At 58.9% G+C, this 18,091-nt stretch carries 15 protein-coding genes and 1 tRNA gene; 10 read left to right on the top strand and 6 right to left on the bottom strand.

The annotated features are described in order from the left end of the window. Positions 1-209: 209 nt before the first annotated feature. Positions 210-1,577, top strand: coding sequence for a signal recognition particle protein (gene ffh, locus D3870_RS02800; protein ID WP_119736483.1), 1,368 nt, complete (start codon positions 210-212; stop codon positions 1,575-1,577). Between the two features lie 535 nt (positions 1,578-2,112). After that, complete coding sequence (locus D3870_RS02795) at positions 2,113-2,628, top strand: SWIB/MDM2 domain-containing protein (protein WP_119736481.1); 516 nt, start codon at positions 2,113-2,115, stop codon at positions 2,626-2,628. An 88-nt stretch (positions 2,629-2,716) separates the two neighbouring features. On the opposite strand, the gene D3870_RS02790 is transcribed toward D3870_RS02795, so the two are convergent. After that, positions 2,717-3,322: a lytic transglycosylase domain-containing protein gene (locus tag D3870_RS02790; RefSeq protein ID WP_422879659.1), complete on the bottom strand. Its 606-nt coding sequence runs from the start codon at positions 3,320-3,322 to the stop codon at positions 2,717-2,719. Positions 3,323-3,348: 26 nt separating this feature from the next. Continuing rightward, entirely contained in the window at positions 3,349-5,082 is a 1,734-nt protein-coding gene (locus D3870_RS02785; protein ID WP_119736479.1) for a proline--tRNA ligase, read from the bottom strand. A gap of 194 nt (positions 5,083-5,276) precedes the next feature. Between D3870_RS02785 and D3870_RS02780 the strand changes: the two genes are divergently transcribed. Next, positions 5,277-5,858, top strand: coding sequence for an RNA pyrophosphohydrolase (locus D3870_RS02780; RefSeq protein WP_119736477.1), 582 nt, complete (start codon positions 5,277-5,279; stop codon positions 5,856-5,858). Between the two features lie 69 nt (positions 5,859-5,927). After that, complete coding sequence (locus D3870_RS02775; protein ID WP_119741580.1) at positions 5,928-6,455, top strand: CNP1-like family protein; 528 nt, start codon at positions 5,928-5,930, stop codon at positions 6,453-6,455. A gap of 48 nt (positions 6,456-6,503) precedes the next feature. On the opposite strand, the gene proB is transcribed toward D3870_RS02775, so the two are convergent. From proB to rplU, 4 genes are all read right to left on the bottom strand, one after another. Then, on the bottom strand, positions 6,504-7,622 hold the full coding sequence (proB, locus tag D3870_RS02770) for a glutamate 5-kinase (RefSeq protein WP_119736475.1): 1,119 nt from the start codon (positions 7,620-7,622) through the stop codon (positions 6,504-6,506). 124 nt (positions 7,623-7,746) lie between these two features. Further along, complete coding sequence (gene obgE / locus D3870_RS02765; protein ID WP_119736474.1) at positions 7,747-8,856, bottom strand: GTPase ObgE; 1,110 nt, start codon at positions 8,854-8,856, stop codon at positions 7,747-7,749. A gap of 101 nt (positions 8,857-8,957) precedes the next feature. Next, the gene (gene rpmA, locus D3870_RS02760) at positions 8,958-9,215 is read right to left on the bottom strand and encodes a 50S ribosomal protein L27 (protein ID WP_119736472.1); all 258 of its coding nucleotides are present in this window, start codon (positions 9,213-9,215) and stop codon (positions 8,958-8,960) included. Positions 9,216-9,250: 35 nt separating this feature from the next. Continuing rightward, complete coding sequence (rplU, locus tag D3870_RS02755) at positions 9,251-9,562, bottom strand: 50S ribosomal protein L21 (protein ID WP_057290114.1); 312 nt, start codon at positions 9,560-9,562, stop codon at positions 9,251-9,253. A gap of 223 nt (positions 9,563-9,785) precedes the next feature. Here rplU and ispB point away from each other — a divergent pair, with 223 nt between their 5' ends. From ispB to D3870_RS02725, 6 genes are all read left to right on the top strand, one after another. Continuing rightward, positions 9,786-10,775 carry an octaprenyl diphosphate synthase gene (ispB, locus tag D3870_RS02750; protein WP_119741578.1) on the top strand — a complete coding sequence of 330 codons (990 nt, stop codon included), beginning with the start codon at positions 9,786-9,788 and terminating at the stop codon, positions 10,773-10,775. Between the two features lie 32 nt (positions 10,776-10,807). Then, a tRNA-Pro gene (locus D3870_RS02745) sits at positions 10,808-10,884 on the top strand. 338 nt (positions 10,885-11,222) lie between these two features. Next, a complete protein-coding gene (locus tag D3870_RS02740) occupies positions 11,223-14,114 on the top strand; it encodes an EAL domain-containing protein (protein WP_119736470.1) in 2,892 nt (963 codons plus the stop codon). 129 nt (positions 14,115-14,243) lie between these two features. After that, positions 14,244-15,968 (top strand): type IV-A pilus assembly ATPase PilB, encoded by a 1,725-nt coding sequence (gene pilB / locus D3870_RS02735; RefSeq protein WP_119736468.1) that lies wholly within the window; start codon positions 14,244-14,246, stop codon positions 15,966-15,968. Between the two features lie 15 nt (positions 15,969-15,983). Beyond that, a complete protein-coding gene (locus D3870_RS02730) occupies positions 15,984-17,216 on the top strand; it encodes a type II secretion system F family protein (RefSeq protein WP_119736466.1) in 1,233 nt (410 codons plus the stop codon). Then, entirely contained in the window at positions 17,216-18,082 is an 867-nt protein-coding gene (locus D3870_RS02725) for a prepilin peptidase (protein ID WP_119736465.1), read from the top strand. Before D3870_RS02730 ends, D3870_RS02725 begins: the two co-directional genes overlap by 1 nt. Positions 18,083-18,091: the final 9 nt, after the last annotated feature.

Below are 18,091 nucleotides of genomic sequence, written 5' to 3'. Positions count from 1 at the left end.
CTGTCAGTTGAACGACAGTAAGAGTACAACTCATGTCACTCCGTCAACCGACATCAACCATGCTGACACGACGCCATTGGACCGCCGCATTCCCGCTGCAACGCCCCTCCGCCCACGACGAGCCGCAAGCGCGCTTCGGTTAGAATGGACGACTGTTCACGATGCCTGCCGCATCGCCTTTGCCTCCCATTTCCTGAGATTCAACATCCATGCTCGACAATCTGACCCAACGCCTCGCCAAAGTCATCAAAACCATGCGCGGCGAGGCGCGCCTGACCGAATCCAATACCGCCGAAATGCTGCGCGAAGTGCGCATGGCCTTGCTCGAAGCCGACGTCGCGCTGCCCGCCGTGCGCGAATTCATTGCCCGCGTGAAGGAAAAAGCGATGGGCGAGGACGTTATCGGCTCATTGACCCCCGGCCAGGCGCTGGTCGGCGTCGTGCAGCGCGAACTCGCCGCCATCATGGGGGGCGATCTCGGCCCCGAAGCTTCGCAACTCAATTTCGCCACCCAGCCGCCGGCAATCATCCTGATGGCCGGCCTCCAGGGCGCGGGCAAAACGACCACGGTCGGCAAACTCGCGAAATATCTGCGCGAGCAGAAAAAGAAAAAGGTGCTGACCGTTTCCGCCGACGTGTATCGCCCGGCGGCAATCGCACAGTTGCAGACCGTCACCGAGCAGGTTGGCGCGGACTTCTTTCCCTCCGCACCGACCGACAAGCCGGTCGATATCGCACTGGCTGCGCTGGACTATGCAAAAAAGCACTATCACGATGTGCTGCTCATCGATACCGCCGGCCGGCTCGGCATCGACGAAGCGATGATGCAGGAAATCGCCGCCCTGCATGCGGCCGTCAAGCCGATTGAAACCCTGTTCGTCGTCGATGCCATGCTCGGCCAGGATGCCATCAACACGGCCAAGGCTTTCAACGATGCATTACTGCTGACCGGCGTCGTCCTCACCAAACTCGACGGCGATGCCCGCGGCGGCGCGGCGCTGTCGGTGCGCCATATCACCGGCAAGCCGGTCAAGTTCGCCGGCGTGGCCGAAAAACTGGATGGTCTGGAAGCCTTCGATCCGAACCGGATGGCCAACCGCATTCTCGGCATGGGCGATATTCTGGCGCTGGTCGAGGAAGCGCAGAAGGGCGTGGATGTTGCCGCCGCAAAAGACCTGGCCGAGAAGATCAAGGGCGGCGGCAAGTTCGACCTGAACGACTTCAAGGCGCAACTGTCGCAGATGAAGAAAATGGGCGGCCTGTCGGGCCTGATGGACAAGCTGCCGGCCCAGTTTCAGCAAGCTGCCGGCAATGCCGACATGGGCCAGGCCGAAAAGCAGGTGCGCCGCATGGAAGGCATCATCAATTCGATGACGCCGCAGGAACGCGCAAAACCGGAACTGATCAAGGCTTCGCGCAAGCGCCGCATCGCCACCGGCGCAGGTGTGCAGGTGCAGGAAGTCAATCGCATGCTGTCGCAATTCGAGCAGATGCAATCGATGATGAAAAAACTCAAGGGCGGCGGCATGATGAAGATGATGCGCAACATGAAGGGCATGCTGCCCGGCATGCGCTAACCTGCGTTTGTAGCTGCCGTGCCGAGCACCATCATGCACGGCACGACCCCATGCAGGCGCCGAAACACGCATGACTCCTCCGCCCGGCACACCCAGCGTCGGCGCGTCACAGTAAAACCACACATAGCCCGCCACCAAGGCAGTCACAAGACACCGCGCGTCGCCTGACAGAAGGCTTCGCGCGGGCCCCGGCAAATGCAGCCGGCCAGCCTGCCTGACGCAAGCACTCGCCGGAAACCCGTACCAGACAAGGCTTTCCGCCCGACGCCACATTGCATTGCGCGCACGGAAGGCACGCCGTCATGCGCACATTCCCTCGCTCGCAACGGCAGTCACGCATACATGACTGCCGCCTCGCGGCTGCGGCATGCGCGTTTTCGGCGCGTTTTCCCCTATGAAGAGCGCGTGGCACGGACCACACAAATTCGTGCAAATACGTATAAAAAAGACTTGCATAGCCGGCAAAACCGCACCACTATTAGCGGTGCGTGATTTGACGCATTTTCCCAACACACTTTGTGAAGGAGGCTTGAAGATGGCAACAGCCAAAAAACCCGCGGCCAAGACAGCCGCCAAGAAGCCCGCTGCGAAGAAAGCCGCCGCCAAACCCGCAGCAAAAAAAGCAGCTCCAGCCAAGAAAGCCGCTCCGGCCAAGAAGGCAGCAGCAAAGCCAGTAGCAAAGAAAGCCGCCGCCAAGCCCGCAGCAAAAAAAGCAGCTCCAGCCAAGAAAGCCGCTCCGGCCAAGAAGGCAGCAGCGAAGCCGGCAGTAAAGAAAGCCGCAGCAAAACCGAAGACACCGCGCAAGCCGAATGCAGCATTCATGAAACCGTTGACACCGTCCGCCACGCTGGGCGCAGTGATCGGCGCGAATCCGCTGCCGCGCACTGAAGTCACCAAGAAGGTTTGGGACTACATCAAGAAGAACAAGCTGCAAGACGATGCCAACAAGCGCATGATCAATGCGGATGACAAGCTGAAAGCCGTGTTTGGCGGAAAGAAGCAAGTGTCGATGTTCGAAATGACGAAACTCATTTCCAATCACCTGCAATAATCGTCTTTCCAAAGGCCAAACAAAAACGCCCGCATCGCGCGGGCGTTTTTGTTTGTGCGGCCGTCCGCCGCAGAGGCGTCAAACCGCGTCAAATATTGAACTCCCACCTCTTCCACGCATCGAGCACTGCATTCGGATATTGCGGCTGACCGCGACTGCCGTTGTACCTCCCCAAGGCGAGGTACAGATTGCCCGCCTCCATGTCGATGTACATGCGCAGGATCGCGCATCCATAACGCAGGTTGGTCTGCATGTGAAACAGCTTCCTGCGATCGCCGTCGCCCACGACGCGCGTCCAGAACGGCATCACCTGCATGTAGCCATGCGCACCGACCGGCGACACCGCATACTTGCGAAACGCCGACTCGACCTGGATCAATCCCAGCACCAAGGCCGGATCGAGTCCGGCGCGCTTCGATTCGTACCAGGCCGTTTCGAGAAATTCGCGCCGCACCTGCCAGTCGGGCAGCTTCTTCTTCAAGCGCTCCGACATCTCGCCCAGCCAGCGCAGGTACTTGATGCGATCATCGATATTGGCAAACTGCGGCCGCGGTGGGCGCGCGTCCTTGATGGCATTGAACAATGCAATACGCACCGAGTCGGCAATCGCCTCTTCCTTCTGATTGCCCGCATGCGATGGTGCGCCGAGAACGACTGCCGCGCAGATGAGAGCGCGGCTCGATAATCGACGAATCACCACAGACGTGCGCTTATACACTCTCACGCACGCACTTTAGCTTTGATGAATTCGGCCATCTCGGCAAGGGGCACGGCGGTTGCGGCAGTGTCGCGCCGCCCCTGGTATTCGAGCTTTCCCTCCTTCAGGCCGCGTTCGCCGATCACGATGCGATGCGGCACGCCGATCAATTCCCAATCGGCGAACATCACGCCGGGTCGCTCTCCGCGATCGTCCAGAATGGCATCCACGCCCGCCTCCTGCAACGCGGCGTACAGCTTGTCCGCCTCCGCCTTGACGGCTTCGCTGCGGTCGTATCCCATCGGGCACAGCACCACCTCGAACGGCGCAATCGCGGTCGGCCAGATGATGCCCTTGTCGTCGAAATTCTGCTCGATGGCCGCGCCGAGGATGCGCGTGACACCGATGCCGTAGCAACCCATCTGCATCAACTGCGGCTTGCCGCCTTCGTCAAGGTAAGTGGCCTTCATGTCTTCCGAATAGCGGGTGCCAAGCTGGAACACGTGGCCGACTTCGATGCCGCGCTGGATTGCCAGCACGCCTTTGCCGTCGGGCGAAGGATCGCCTTCGACCACGTTGCGCAGGTCGACGATGATCGGCTCGGGCAAGTCGCGACCCCAGTTCGCGCCTGTGTAGTGGTAGTCCAATTCGTTGGCGCCGCACACGAAATCGTGCATGTTGGCGACGGTGCGATCGGCCACGACCTTGACCGGCTTTCTGGTTCCGATCGGCCCGAGGTAGCCGGGCGGCGTGCCGAACCATTCGACGATTTCTGCTTCGCTCGCAAAGCGATAATCCGCCAGACCCGGCACCTTGCTCGCCTTCACTTCATTCAGATCGTGATCGCCGCGCAGGAGCAGCAGCCAAACTTCCTTGTTGATGGCGCCATCGTCTTCCTTCTCTACGGTCAGCACGATGGACTTCACGGTCTGCGACAGCGGCAGGTCCAGCAGTTCCGCGACGTCTTCGCACTTTGCCTTGCCGGGGGTCGGTGTCTTGACCAAGGACTGGGTCTCCGCGCCGCGCGTCACGCTCAGGGCGACCGCCTCGGCAGCCTCCATGTTGGCCGCATAATCCGAAGTCGGACAATACACCAGCGCGTCTTCGCCAGTGTCGGCAATCACGTGAAACTCGTGCGAGCCGGATCCGCCGATAGCGCCGTTGTCCGCCGCCACCGCACGGAACTGCAATCCGAAGCGGCTGAAGATGCGCACATAAGCGTCGTACATGATCTGATACGACTGCTGCATGCCTGCGACGTCACGATCGAAGGAATACGCATCCTTCATCGTGAATTCGCGGCCGCGCATCAGGCCGAAACGCGGGCGGCGCTCGTCGCGAAACTTGGTCTGGATATGGTAGAAGTTGATCGGCAGCTGACGATACGACTTGATTTCGGTGCGAACGATATCGGTAATGACTTCTTCCGAAGTCGGCTGGATCGCGAAGTCGCGGCCGTGGCGATCCTTGACCCGCATCAGTTCCGGCCCCATCTTGTCCCAGCGCCCGGTTTCCTGCCACAGCTCGGCGGGCTGCACCACCGGCATCAGCAGCTCGACCGCGCCGGCGCGATTCATTTCCTCGCGAACGATGTTTTCCACCTTCCGGATGACCCGCAAACCCATCGGCAGATAGTTGTAAATTCCCGAGCCGAGCCGTTTGATCATTCCCGCGCGCAGCATCAATTTGTGGCTGACGATTTCGGCGTCGGACGGGGCTTCTTTAAGCGTAGAAATAAAAAATCGTGAGGCGCGCATGGCGATAATTCTTTTTAAAAAGAGAGAGTTATAATCGACTCAATTTTAAAGGATTAGCTGGCTGATGCGCCCATTCTTCATACAATTGATTCACGCTGCCCGACGCAAGAGAACGCGGGTACGGCATGCCTGAAAAGGCGCGTGCAAAATTGGAAATACAGGCCGTCTAGCCGCAGAAAGTTTTGAGGTGCAACATGCTGGACCGTGAAGGCTTTCGCCCGAACGTCGGCATCATCCTGCTCAACACCAATAACGAGGTGTGGTGGGGAAAACGGGTGCGCGAGCATTCTTGGCAATTTCCGCAAGGCGGGATCAAGTTCGGCGAAACACCCGAACAAGCCATGTACAGGGAGTTGGAGGAAGAGGTCGGCCTGAAGGCGGAACACATCAAGATCATCGGACGCACCCGCGACTGGTTGCGCTACGAGGTGCCCGACCGATTCATCAAGCGCGAGATCCGCGGTCATTACAAGGGCCAGAAGCAGATCTGGTACCTGTTGCGCATGGTCGGTCGCGATAGCGACATCAACCTGCGCCTGACCGACCATCCCGAATTCGATGCATGGCGCTGGCACGATTACTGGGTACCGCTCGACGTCGTCATCGAGTTCAAGCGTGAGGTCTACCAGAAGGCGCTGCAGGAATTGTCACGCTTCCTGACGCGGCCGGCACGGAGCGGTGGACAACGCCAGAACGCGCGTTATCTGCGCCATCATCATCCGACGCGTACCGTCGAAGCGCCGACCGAACCGGCGGTGAAACCTGATAACAAGTGAGCATTGCACATGTCGTTAACACATCCTTCGCCTGCTGCCACGAAGCCGGCAGCGCACGCGCATCGTCGCATGCACCAACAGGTTTCCTCGGTCATTTTCACGATTGCACTATCGACGACCGCCGCGGCAGCAAGCGCGCAATCGCGATTTGACGAGGAGTTCGACGACAAGGACAAACCCTGGACGGAAATCGCGGTTCAAATGCCGTCACCGCCAACGGCAGAAAACCTGCTGCCGTTCTACGTGAGCGCCACCGCGACGCAGACCTTTGCCATTGACGCCAAATCACTATCGCTGGGAAGCGACGGGGTGATTCGCTATACGCTGGTGAGCAAGAGCGCGGAAGGCGCGACCAACATCAGCTATGAAGGCATTCGCTGCCAATCGTTTGAAAAGAAACTCTATGCATTCGGGCGCCCCGACGGCACATGGTCACGCTCGCGGCGCGACCAGTGGGAACGCATCACGCTCAATGCCGCGAATCGTCAACATGCCGCGCTGGCGAAGGATTATTTTTGTCAGGAAAAGACGGTGGCGGGAAAGGTCGGCGACATGGTGGACCGCCTGCGCAACCAGCGTCCCCTTTCCCCCTCCTGAAGCGGTGAAGCCGGCGGGTGTCGCGCTTGACGCCGCTGCCCGCTCCGCTTAAAGCAATACCATGTTGCCGCGATGTATCAGTTCCGGCTCTTCCACAAATCCAAGAATCGCCTGAATTTCAGAAGATGGGTGGCGCATGATGCGGCGCGCGTCGGAACTGGCATAGTTGGTGATGCCGCGTGCAATTGCCCGTCCTGCTTCGTCGGTGCAGGTAATGACGTCGCCGCGCCCGAATTCACCGGCAACCACGGTCACTCCGATCGGCAATAGCGACTTGCCCTCTGCCGTCAATTTTTGCACCGCACCTGCGTCGAGAATGACCTTGCCCGCAGTCTGCAAATGGTCGGCCATCCATTGCTTGCGCGCAGTCAACTGGGCGGTTTGCGCAGTCAGTTGTGTCCCGATCGCTTCGCCGCTCGCCAATCGCGTCAATACCTGTTCCTCGCGCCCCCAGGCAATCACCGTATGTGCGCCCGAAGTCGCCGCACGCTTGGCTGCAAGAATCTTTGTCAGCATGCCGCCACGGCCGATGCCGCTACCGGCACCGCCGGCCATGGCCTCGAGCGCAGGATCGCCGGCCTTTGCGTCATGAACGAATTCGGCACCCGGATCCTTGCGCGGGTCCGCCGTATAGAGTCCTTTTTGATCCGTCAGGATGATCAGCGCATCGCCTTCGATCAGATTGGCAACCAGTGCGCCCAACGTGTCGTTGTCGCCGAACTTGATTTCGTCGGTCACGACCGTGTCGTTTTCATTGATGATGGGCACGACACCCAGGTTCAGCAATGCGAACAACGTCGAACGCGCATTCAGATAGCGCTCGCGATCCGCCAGATCGGCATGCGTCAGCAATACCTGCGCAGTACGCAAGTCATGTTGCCGGAAGCTTGTTTCGTAAATCTGCGCCAGCCCCATCTGTCCTACAGCTGCGCAAGCCTGCAATTCATGGATGGCTGTCGGCCGCTTCTCGAAGCCGAGACGTTGCATGCCTTCCGCGATCGCACCGGAACTGACCAGCACCACCTGCTTGCCCAGCGCACGCAACTGGGCAATCTGCTCCGCCCATTTGGCGATGGCGGCATTGTCGAGCCCCTTGCCGTCATTGGTGACGAGCGATGAACCGACCTTGATGATGAGACGCTTGGCGCTTTGAATGACGGAGTTCATGTGTTTTTCTGATACTGCCACCGCGACGCGGAACGCGGCAAGGTTGGTGACGTTGCTGTCATCCCGGGAAGAATTTCATCGCCCTCGAAGCAATGCCATGATGCAATGACGGCCGGGATCCCTGTTATTCAAAAACCTTGAAACGCGGATCGTCCGGATCGATGGAGGTGATGCTGCGCGCCTCTTCCACCATCTGCGTTTCTTCCGAGCGGTGTTCCTGCTGGCGCTGTTCAGCCAGATACTCATAGATCGCGACCACCAGATCTTCGCAGCCGTCACGCGTCAACGCGGAAATTTCGAACACCGGGCCCTTCCAGCCGAAGCGCTTGACGAAATCCTTGACCCGTTTCTTCCGATCATCTTCCGGCACCACATCCAGCTTGTTCAACACCAGCCAGCGCGGCTTTTCAAAGAGCGATTCGTCGTATTTCTTCAGTTCCTTGACAATCGCCTTGGCTTCCTTGACCGGATCGACTGTGTCTTCGAACGGTGCCAGATCGACGATATGCAGCAGCAGCCGGGTACGCTGCAAATGGCGCAGGAATTGATGCCCCAGACCGGCACCTTCGGCCGCACCCTCAATCAGACCTGGAATATCAGCGATCACGAAGCTCTTTTCGTGACTGACGCGCACCACGCCAAGATTGGGATGCAAAGTCGTGAATGGATAGTCGGCGACCTTTGGCCGAGCGTTTGACACCGCGCTGATGAAAGTCGACTTGCCCGCGTTTGGCATGCCAAGCAAGCCAACGTCTGCCAGGACTTTCAACTCAAGACGCAATTCACGCTGCTCGCCTTCCTTGCCATCCGACTTTTGGCGCGGCGCACGATTGGTGGAGGATTTGAAATGGATATTGCCCCAGCCGCCTTCACCGCCTTTGGCGAGCAGCACCATCTGGCCGTGCTCGGTCAGATCGGCAATGATTTCACCGTTGTTGTAGTCGGTAATCAGGGTACCGACAGGCATGCGCAATTCGATATCGTCCGCCCCCTTGCCGTAGCAATCGGAGCCGCGGCCGTTTTCGCCATTTTTCGCCTTGTGCAAGCGCGCGTAGCGGTAATCCACCAATGTATTGATGTTGCGGTCGGCGAGCACCCAGATGCTGCCGCCCTTGCCGCCGTCGCCGCCGTCGGGGCCGCCGAACGGACGGAATTTTTCGCGGCAAAACGACGCGACGCCGTTGCCGCCGTCTCCCGCAATGACTTCGATTTTTGCTTCGTCGATGAACTTCATGTTTTGCCGCCAAAAAATTAAAAAGGCCCTACCGTTGGCAGAGCCTTTTGATGGAAGGCTTTCGCCTTACGCTGCGTGGTGCGCGCTGCTAATACTGCTTATCAAGCAGGCACGACCATCACAGTGTGACGCTGCGCTGCGCCCTTGGTGGTGAACTGCACCTTGCCGTCGACCAGTGCGAACAGAGTGTGGTCCTTGCCCATGCCGACGTTCTCACCAGCGTGCACACGCGTGCCGCGCTGACGAATGATGATGCCGCCTGCGTTGATAGCCTGGCCGCCGTAAACTTTGACGCCCAGTCGTTTCGACTCGGAATCGCGACCGTTGCGCGTAGTGCCGCCGCCTTTTTTGTGTGCCATTTCAGACTCCTTGGTATCCGGTTAGCTCGAAACGCTCAGGCGTTGATCGAGACGATTTGCAATTCGGTGTAATTTTGACGATGGCCTTGACGCTTCTGGTAGTGCTTGCGACGACGCATCTTGAAAATCTTGACCTTATCGTGGCGACCGTGCGCCACTACCGTAGCCTGGACCTTGGCACCTTCAACCAGCGGCGCACCAAATTTGATGGTGTCACCAGCGCCCACTGCGAGCACTTGATCAAGGGTGATTTCGGAACCAATGTCAGCCGGTATCTGTTCTACTTTGAGTTTTTCACCAGCAGCAACCTTGTATTGTTTGCCGCCGGTTTTTATGACCGCGTACATGTGAAACCTCATCGAATAATTAAGGGAACTTTCTCTTTCCCCGAAACGCCCTTGTTGCAAACAAGCAAATCAGGAAAACTTCCAATTATACATAGACTTAGCTTCTCCGTCAAAGCACTTGGGCAAAGAGCAGAAACAGTTCTTTGCCCAAGGTATCGGCCCAATTCCCGGATGCCTTGTCATCGTATAATTCACGCAATTGACGATTTTTGCAGGTTTTATCTTGTCTGCCGCCCCTTCATCCGCCACCCAAACCACCATCATTGAATCGATTGCCGCCGATATGGATGCCGTCAATACGGTAATCCGCCGGCAGCTGCATTCCGACGTTCCCCTGGTGAACCAGATCGCGGACTACATCATCAGCGCTGGCGGCAAGCGGATTCGCCCTGTATTGGTGCTGCTGGTGGCGAACGCGTTCGGCTACCGCGGCACTCACCACCACAACCTCGCCGCCGTGGTCGAGTTCATCCATACCGCGACCCTGCTGCACGACGATGTCGTGGACGAATCGTCCTTGCGCCGGGGGCGCCAGACGGCTAATGCGCTGTTTGGAAACGCAGCTTCGGTTCTGGTTGGCGATTTCGTCTATTCGCGGGCCTTCCAGATGATGGTCGCAGTCGGTGAGTTGCGCGTGATGCAGATCCTGGCGGACGCCACCAACGTGATCGCCGAAGGCGAGGTGCTGCAGCTCCTGAACATGCACGATCCCGACGTGACCGAGGAACGCTACCTGCAGGTAATTCGGTCGAAGACGGCCAAGCTGTTTGAGGCGGCGGCCCAACTGGGCGCATTGATCGCCGGCGCACAGGACGAGGAAATCGAGGCCGCCGCCGAATACGGGCGCTCTTTGGGAACCGCGTTCCAGTTGATCGACGATGTGCTGGACTACTCAGGCAACGCAACGGACATCGGCAAGAATGTCGGCGACGATCTGCGCGAAGGCAAGCCGACGTTGCCCCTGATTTACCTGATGCAGCATGGCACACCGGAGCAGCGCATGCTGGTCCGTGCCTGCATTGAAAGCGGCGATGAAAAGCACTTCGACGACGTGCTGGCAGCGATCACCAGTTCCGGCGCGCTTGACTACACCAGGCGCGAGGCAGCGCAAGCGGCTCAACGCGCTGCAGCGTCGATCGCCGACCTGCCTGATAGTCAATTCAAGGATTCTTTGCTAGAATTATGCGCTTTCGCGGTTGGCCGTAATCATTGAACAGTTTCCTGCTCGGCTGCCGACGAATTAATCGGGGTGTAGCTTAGCCTGGTAGAGCGCTACGTTCGGGACGTAGAGGCCGGAGGTTCGAATCCTCTCACCCCGACCAGGTTTTCAATCCATTCGGCGATTTGATGTGAAGATGTGACAAATCGCCTTCCTGCTTCAGCCTTCCCTTCTTTCCGTATCAAGTCACTGCATTCGTGCGGCGGCCAATCCATGCGCTTCGGACCGGCAAAGTCCGCCGTTGTCACGCCACACCCCTTTCAACAGAAAAGATTTCAATAATTGTGACGGAACAAGAGTTGTTCTTGTTTCTGATATAAAATTTCCGTATAACAACAAATTTTGCATTTCAGCCAGCTTTTTTGTTGACTCAACCCGTCAATCATGAACCGGCTTGTTACAGGGTGACGCATTGCCACCAGCAACAGGCAGACGACAAGAATGGACACTAATCCTCAGCCCAAGCCAGGTTCAAACGGCCCGCAGACCGCACTGCGACAACTCGCCGATTCGGCAAGTATGCTGGCGTGGATGCCAGAGCCTCGCTCCGAGGAAGAACTCCGGAGGCGCGAGGAACGCTTACGCAGCCTGATGGACTTGTCCACCGACTGGTACTGGGAGACGGATGAAGATGACCGCTTCACGTTTATCTCGGATAGCATGCAGCGTTTGATTGGGTTGCACCCGAGCATCATCATTGGAAAAACGCGGCTTGATCTGGCGATTGACCACAGCCACCCGGACCTGGTGAAATGCTGCGAAAAGGTCGCAAGGCGCGAGCCGTTCAGAAACATCCAGTATGCAACCAATCTGTCGGCCAACGGGGTGATGCGCTACACGAGCATCTCTGGCGAACCGGTGTTCGAAGACGAGGTGTTCAGGGGATATCGCGGCGTCGGGCGCGACGTGACAGCGGAAGTCGACGTGGCGACGCAGCTTTCGCTTCTCGCCGCCGAGAACAAGGCGCTGGTCGAGAACTCGCTCGACATCATGATGCTGTTCGATAAAACGGGAAAAATACTGCGCGTCAACGAAGCAGTCATGGACGTGCTCGGCTACCAACCGGTGGAAGTGCTCGGCAAGCGTTACCTGGATTTCATTGTCGCGGAAGACCGGGAGAAAACGAGAACGATTGGCGCCCGCCTGAATAGAGACACGAATACCATCCGCGATGTTGAGTTCCGTTGCGCTTGCAAGGATGGCCGTGTCGTCCATCTTTCGCTGTCCGTGCGCTGGTCCGACGACCGGCGGCTGACCTACGCGACGGCGCGCGATCTCACCGGGCGATACCGCGCACGCGCCGAACTGGACAAGTCCAACAAACGCCTGTTCTCGATGCTTGAGAGTATCGGCGATGCATTCGTCGCCATTGACCGGGAATGGCGGGTCACCTACGTCAACCGCAGGACGGCCCGCTTCATCGGTCGCAGGCGCGACGCGCTGATCGGCAAGACCTTGTGGGAAGCTGCACCGGAATTGCTGACCTCCTCCGTATTCGCGTACTGCCGCAAAGCGATGGAAACGCGCAGGAACACCTTCTTCGAGGTCTACTACGAAGCTGCGCACACGTGGATCGAAGTACGCGCCTATCCCTACGACGGCGGGCTGTCGGTCTTCTTCCACGATATCTCCGCCCGGCGCGCGGCGGAGCGGACGATTCGCCAAAGCGAACAGCGCTTGCGGGAAGTCATCGAATTGACGCCGGCCGGCTATCTGCTTGCCGATGCGCAGTCCCGGCTTGTCGCCGTCAATCCGGCACTTTGCGATCTCTCCGGCTACAGCGAGGAAGAGCTTATCGGCGAAAGCATGACGAGGCTGTTTCCCTCATACCCCGGCGCATCCGCGGCGTCCGTCCAGGAGAACGCCGCGTCGGCCCACGGCATGGAAGCCACGCTCCGACACAAGCACGGCCATCTTTGCTACGTGCTGATCAACGCCAACACCTTCCGCGACGCCGAAAAGAACACCTTGTCGCTCACGGCCTTCGTCACCGACATCACGCAGCGCAAGCAGGCGGAGGCGCGCCTTGAGCAACTCGCGACCCGCGATGTCCTCACCGGCCTGCCGAACCGCGCCGCGCTCAACGAGCAGCTGCAATCCATGCTCGACGCCTCGCAGCAGCAATCGGTGGCGATCATGTTCATCGACCTGGACCGCTTCAAGGAAGTGAACGACTCGATGGGTCATGAGCCGGGCGACGTGCTGCTGCGCGAGGTAGCATGCCGGCTGCAAAAGAGCACGCGGCCGAACGATATCGTCGCGCGGCTTGGCGGCGACGAATTCGTGGTGGCGGCGCCTTGTTCAAAGGGTGCAGAATCGGCCGCAAAAATCGTGGGAAAACTCTTCGCGGCGCTCGCCGCGCCTGTCGATATCGCGGGCCAGGAAGTGTTCGTCGGCGCCTCCATCGGCATCAGCATGTTCCCGCAGGACGGACAAACCAAGGAATTGCTGTTCCAGAATGCCGACACCGCGATGTACCGCGCGAAAGCGGCCGGGCGCAATGGCTACCGTTTCTTCGAGGCGGAAATGAGCGTCGAGGCAAAAACCAGGATGGCACTCGAACATGCCTTGCGCCGCGCCCTCGAGCGCGGCGAATTCGAGCTGCACTACCAGCCTCGGCTGGACCTGAAGACCATGGCGATCGTCGGCATGGAGGCGCTGATCCGCTGGAACCACCCACAACTCGGACGCGTGTCGCCGCTGCAGTTCATCCCCATCGCCGAGGAAAGAGGACTCATCGAGGCGATCGGGCAATGGGTGCTGGAAGAAGCGTGCACGCAGACGCGGCGGTTGATGGACAAGTTCGGCCGCAGCTTGCGCTTGTCGGTCAACCTGTCCGCACGCCAGCTGAGAAGCGCCGATTTGCCGCAGCAAGTGGCCGCGTGCCTGAACAAGACCGGGTTGCCTGCGCATTTGCTGGAACTGGAACTCACTGAAAGCGCACTGATCGAGGACATGGAGATTTCCACGGCTGTCCTGAAGGAACTGAAGACTCTCGGCATATCGCTCTCGGTCGACGATTTCGGCACCGGATATTCGGCGCTGGCCTATTTGCGGCGCTTCCCGCTGGACACGCTGAAGCTTGACCGCTCGTTCGTGAATCAGGAGAACGGCGAAATCGACAGCCTCAAGTTCATCAAGGCCTTCGTCGATCTGGCCCACGCCCTCAACCTGTCGGTGGTCGCGGAAGGCGTCGAGACGAAGGAGACGCTGCAATGCCTGCGCGAAGCCAGTTGCGACGAGGCGCAGGGTTATCTGTTCGCCCGGCCCTTGCCGTTCAACGCGCTGGAAGAATTTTTGTCGCGTCTGCCGGCGCACGAGCCAAATCATTGACCGGCAAAAAGTGCAACACAAGATGAATAAAGAGATAACAAAGAGTCACAATACCTTTACAAATCAGATGCCTATGTGCATTATCTAATGCACTTTAGATACTTTTGATGGTCTTTTCGGCGCGAAAACATGGCGGCAGTTCTTCCCAATCAAGCTCCACAGACAGCCGTGTCAGGGCTTGCACGCGCATTGGTACAAGCCGGCCGCCTGTCCGCGCAACAGGCCGAGACGCTGAACAAGAAAGCCGTCACGGACAAAGCGCCCTTCATCGATGTGCTGCTGGACAGCAACAGCATGAATGCGCGGGCGCTGGCCACCTTCTGTTCTGAAACCTTCGGCTATCCCTTCCTCGACTTTTCGGTATTCAATCCCGGCTACCTGGCGGAAAACGTCATCGACCCGAAGCTGATGCAAAAGCATCGGGCCGTCGCACTCGCCAGACGCGGCAACAAGGTCACGGTCGCGATCTCCGATCCGACCAATACGCAGACGCTCGATCAGATCAAGTTCCAGACCGAATTGACGGTTGAGCCGGTGATCGTCGAGCACCCCGCCCTCCTGCAACTGATCGACAAGCTCAACCAGAGTGCGGAGCAGAATCTCGATGAGTTGATTGGCGACGACCTCGACATCGACCTCTCCGCGGAGGAGATGAGCGCACCGGTCGATGCGGCCACCACCGACATCGACGACGCGCCGGTCGTCAAGTTCCTGCAGAAGATCCTGATCGATGCCATCAACATGGGCGCATCGGACTTGCATTTCGAACCGTTCGAAAAGTTTTACCGCATCCGTTTCCGCGTCGACGGCGTATTGCGCGAGATCGCCCAGCCGCCGCTGGCGATCAAGGACAAGCTCGCCTCCCGCATCAAGGTCATTTCCAAGCTGGACATCTCCGAAAAGCGCGTGCCGCAGGACGGCCGCATGAAGCTGGTGCTGTCGAAGAACCGCGCCATCGATTTCCGCGTCAGCACCCTGCCGACCCTGTTCGGCGAGAAGATCGTGATGCGTATTCTCGATGCGACGCAGGCGCAGATGGGCATCGAATCGCTCGGTTACGACGCCGACCAGAAAGAGCTGCTGCTGAATGCCATTCAGCGCCCCTACGGCATGGTGCTGGTGACCGGCCCGACCGGCTCCGGCAAGACGGTGTCCCTGTACACCTGCCTGAACATCCTCAACAAGCCGGGCATCAATATCGCCACCGCAGAAGACCCGGCCGAAATCAACGTTCCAGGCGTCAACCAGGTCAATGTGAACGACCGCGCCGGGTTGACGTTTTCCGTGGCATTGAAGGCCTTCCTGCGGCAGGATCCGGACATCATCATGGTGGGCGAAATTCGTGACCTCGAAACGGCGGATATCGCAATCAAGGCCGCGCAGACCGGTCACATGGTGTTCTCGACGCTGCACACGAATGACGCCCCCTCGACGCTGACGCGCCTGATGAACATGGGTGTCGCGCCTTTCAACATCGCGTCGTCAGTCATCATGATCACGGCGCAGCGCCTCGCACGCCGCCTTTGTTCCTGCAAGCAGACCGCGGCGATCCCCGACGAGGCGCTGATCGAAGCCGGCTTCACCGAAGATGAGCTGGACGGCACATGGGTGCCCTACAAGCCGGTCGGCTGCGAGCGCTGCAACGGCTCCGGTTACAAGGGCCGCGTCGGCATCTATCAGGTCATGCCCATCTCGGAAGAAATCGAGCGCATCATCCTTGCGCACGGCACTGCACTGGAAATCGAGGAACAGGCGCGGCGCGACGGTGTGAGAACGCTGCGCGAGGCCGGTCTGGTCAAGGTCAAGCAAGGCCTGACGAGCCTTGAAGAAGTACTGAGCTGCACCAACGAATAAGGAAAGAGGGAGACCATGGCAACTGCAGCGCGTAGAACCTCAGGCGCAGGCCAGATCAAGGAAGCCATCTTTGCATGGGAAGGCAAGGACAGGAGCGGCAAGATCGTCAAAGGCGAGTTGCGCGCGAACGGCGAAGCGAGCGTCAACGCGAACTTGCGGCGGCAAGGCATCCTCGTCACCAAGGTCAAGAAAAAGACCTTCCGCAGCGGCAGGAAGATCACGGAAAAGGACATCACGCTCTTCACGCGTCAGCTTGCAACGATGATGAAGGCCGGCGTGCCGTTGCTGCAAGCCTTCGATATCGTCTCGAAAGGCAATGCGAACCCCTCCGTCTCCAAGCTCATTCAGGATATCCGCGCCGACGTCGAAACCGGCAGCAGTCTCAACCAGGCATTCCGCAAATTCCCGCTGTACTTCGACAACCTGTTCTGCAACCTCGTCGCCGCCGGCGAACAGGCCGGCATTCTCGAGGATCTGCTGACGCGCCTCGCGGTCTACAAGGAAAAGACCCTCGCCATCAAGGGCAAGATCAAGTCGGCCCTGTTCTATCCGATTTCCATTCTGGTGGTCGCCTTCGTCGTCACCTCGGTCATCATGATCTGGGTGGTGCCGGCGTTCAAGGAAGTGTTCAAGAGCTTTGGCGCGGATCTGCCGGCACCGACCCTGTTCGTGATGGCGATCTCGGATTTCTTTGTCAGCTACTGGTACATCATCTTCGGCTCGCTGTTCGGCGCGCTGTATCTGTTCTTCCAGTCATGGAGGCGTTCGCTCAACGTGCAGCGTTTCATGGACCGGACGCTGCTCAAGGTTCCCGTCTTCGGCGACGTCATCCGCAAGGCCACGATCGCGCGCTGGACGCGCACGCTGGCTACCATGTTCGCGGCGGGCGTGCCCCTGGTCGAGTCGCTCGATTCGGTCGGCGGCGCATCGGGTAACGCGGTCTATATCGACGCCACGAAAAAGATCCAGACCGAGGTCAGCACCGGCACCAGCCTGACGGCGGCGATGCAGAATTCCGATGTCTTCCCGAACATGGTGACGCAGATGGTCGCGATCGGCGAGGAATCCGGCGCGCTGGACCAGATGCTGGGCAAGGTCGCCGATTTTTATGAACAGGAAGTCGACGATGCAGTGGAATCGCTGTCGAGCCTGATGGAGCCGATCATCATGGTCATCCTGGGCGTGCTGATCGGCGGCCTGGTCGTCGCGATGTATCTGCCTATCTTCAAACTGGGGTCTGTTGTCTGATGCTTGATGGAGTCTTGTTTGCCCCGCCGGGCAATGCGGTTGTCGCACTATGCGCCGGAGTATTCGGTCTGTTGATCGGCAGTTTCCTGAACGTGGTGATCCATCGCCTGCCGAAAATGATGCAGCGCGAATCGGACAACTATGTCGCGCATGAAAGCGGCAAGCCCTTGCCGCATACCGACCGTTACAACCTGGTGGTGCCGCGCTCCGCGTGCCCGCATTGCGGACATCCGATCACTGCGCTGGAAAACATTCCGGTCATCAGCTATCTGTTCTTGCGCGGCAAGTGCGTGAAATGCAAGACACCCATCTCGGCACGCTATCCAATTGTCGAACTCGTGACCGGCGCGTTATCTGCCGTTCTCGTCTGGCATTTCGGCAGCGGGCTTGCCGGCCTCGCGACCCTTGTGTTTGCCTACCTCTTGATCGCAATGACCTTCATCGATGCAGATACGCAATTGCTGCCGGATGACCTGACTTTCCCGCTGCTGTGGTGCGGCTTGCTCGTCAACCTGAACGGCGCCTTCGTGCCGCTGTCCGATGCCGTGATCGGCGCTGCCGCCGGTTACCTGACGCTGTGGGGTGTATATTGGCTGTTCAAGCTCGCCACCGGCAAGGAAGGCATGGGATACGGCGATTTCAAGCTGCTCGCGGCACTCGGTGCATGGCTCGGCTGGAAAATGCTGCCGGTCATCATCCTGCTGTCGTCGGCGGTCGGTGCAATTGTCGGTATTGCCTTGATCGTGTTTGCAAGACGCGGACGCGAAAATCCGATCCCCTTCGGCCCGTATCTGGCGGCTGCCGGGATGCTCGCACTCTTTTACGGCAAGACGATTACCGAAGCCTATCTCGGCTTCGCCGTATAACTCAGTAAC

It is taken from the genome of Noviherbaspirillum cavernae (assembly GCF_003590875.1).
Taxonomy (GTDB): domain Bacteria; phylum Pseudomonadota; class Gammaproteobacteria; order Burkholderiales; family Burkholderiaceae_D; genus Noviherbaspirillum; species Noviherbaspirillum cavernae.
Note: the sequence above shows the minus strand (reverse complement) of the source record. Positions and strands in the feature narration are given on the sequence as shown.

Bases quoted from the DNA above. Each gene is read 5' to 3' on its own strand.
- ffh (WP_119736483.1), top strand. From the start codon at position 210: ATGCTCGACAATCTGACCCAACGCCTCGCCAAAGTCATCAAAACCATG.
- D3870_RS02795 (WP_119736481.1), top strand. From the start codon at position 2,113: ATGGCAACAGCCAAAAAACCCGCGGCCAAGACAGCCGCCAAGAAGCCC.
- D3870_RS02785 (WP_119736479.1), bottom strand. From the start codon at position 5,082: ATGCGCGCCTCACGATTTTTTATTTCTACGCTTAAAGAAGCCCCGTCC.
- D3870_RS02780 (WP_119736477.1), top strand. From the start codon at position 5,277: ATGCTGGACCGTGAAGGCTTTCGCCCGAACGTCGGCATCATCCTGCTC.
- D3870_RS02775 (WP_119741580.1), top strand. From the start codon at position 5,928: ATGCACCAACAGGTTTCCTCGGTCATTTTCACGATTGCACTATCGACG.
- proB (WP_119736475.1), bottom strand. From the start codon at position 7,622: ATGAACTCCGTCATTCAAAGCGCCAAGCGTCTCATCATCAAGGTCGGT.
- obgE (WP_119736474.1), bottom strand. From the start codon at position 8,856: ATGAAGTTCATCGACGAAGCAAAAATCGAAGTCATTGCGGGAGACGGC.
- rpmA (WP_119736472.1), bottom strand. From the start codon at position 9,215: ATGGCACACAAAAAAGGCGGCGGCACTACGCGCAACGGTCGCGATTCC.
- rplU (WP_057290114.1), bottom strand. From the start codon at position 9,562: ATGTACGCGGTCATAAAAACCGGCGGCAAACAATACAAGGTTGCTGCT.
- D3870_RS02740 (WP_119736470.1), top strand. From the start codon at position 11,223: ATGGACACTAATCCTCAGCCCAAGCCAGGTTCAAACGGCCCGCAGACC.
- pilB (WP_119736468.1), top strand. From the start codon at position 14,244: ATGGCGGCAGTTCTTCCCAATCAAGCTCCACAGACAGCCGTGTCAGGG.
- D3870_RS02730 (WP_119736466.1), top strand. From the start codon at position 15,984: ATGGCAACTGCAGCGCGTAGAACCTCAGGCGCAGGCCAGATCAAGGAA.
- D3870_RS02725 (WP_119736465.1), top strand. From the start codon at position 17,216: ATGCTTGATGGAGTCTTGTTTGCCCCGCCGGGCAATGCGGTTGTCGCA.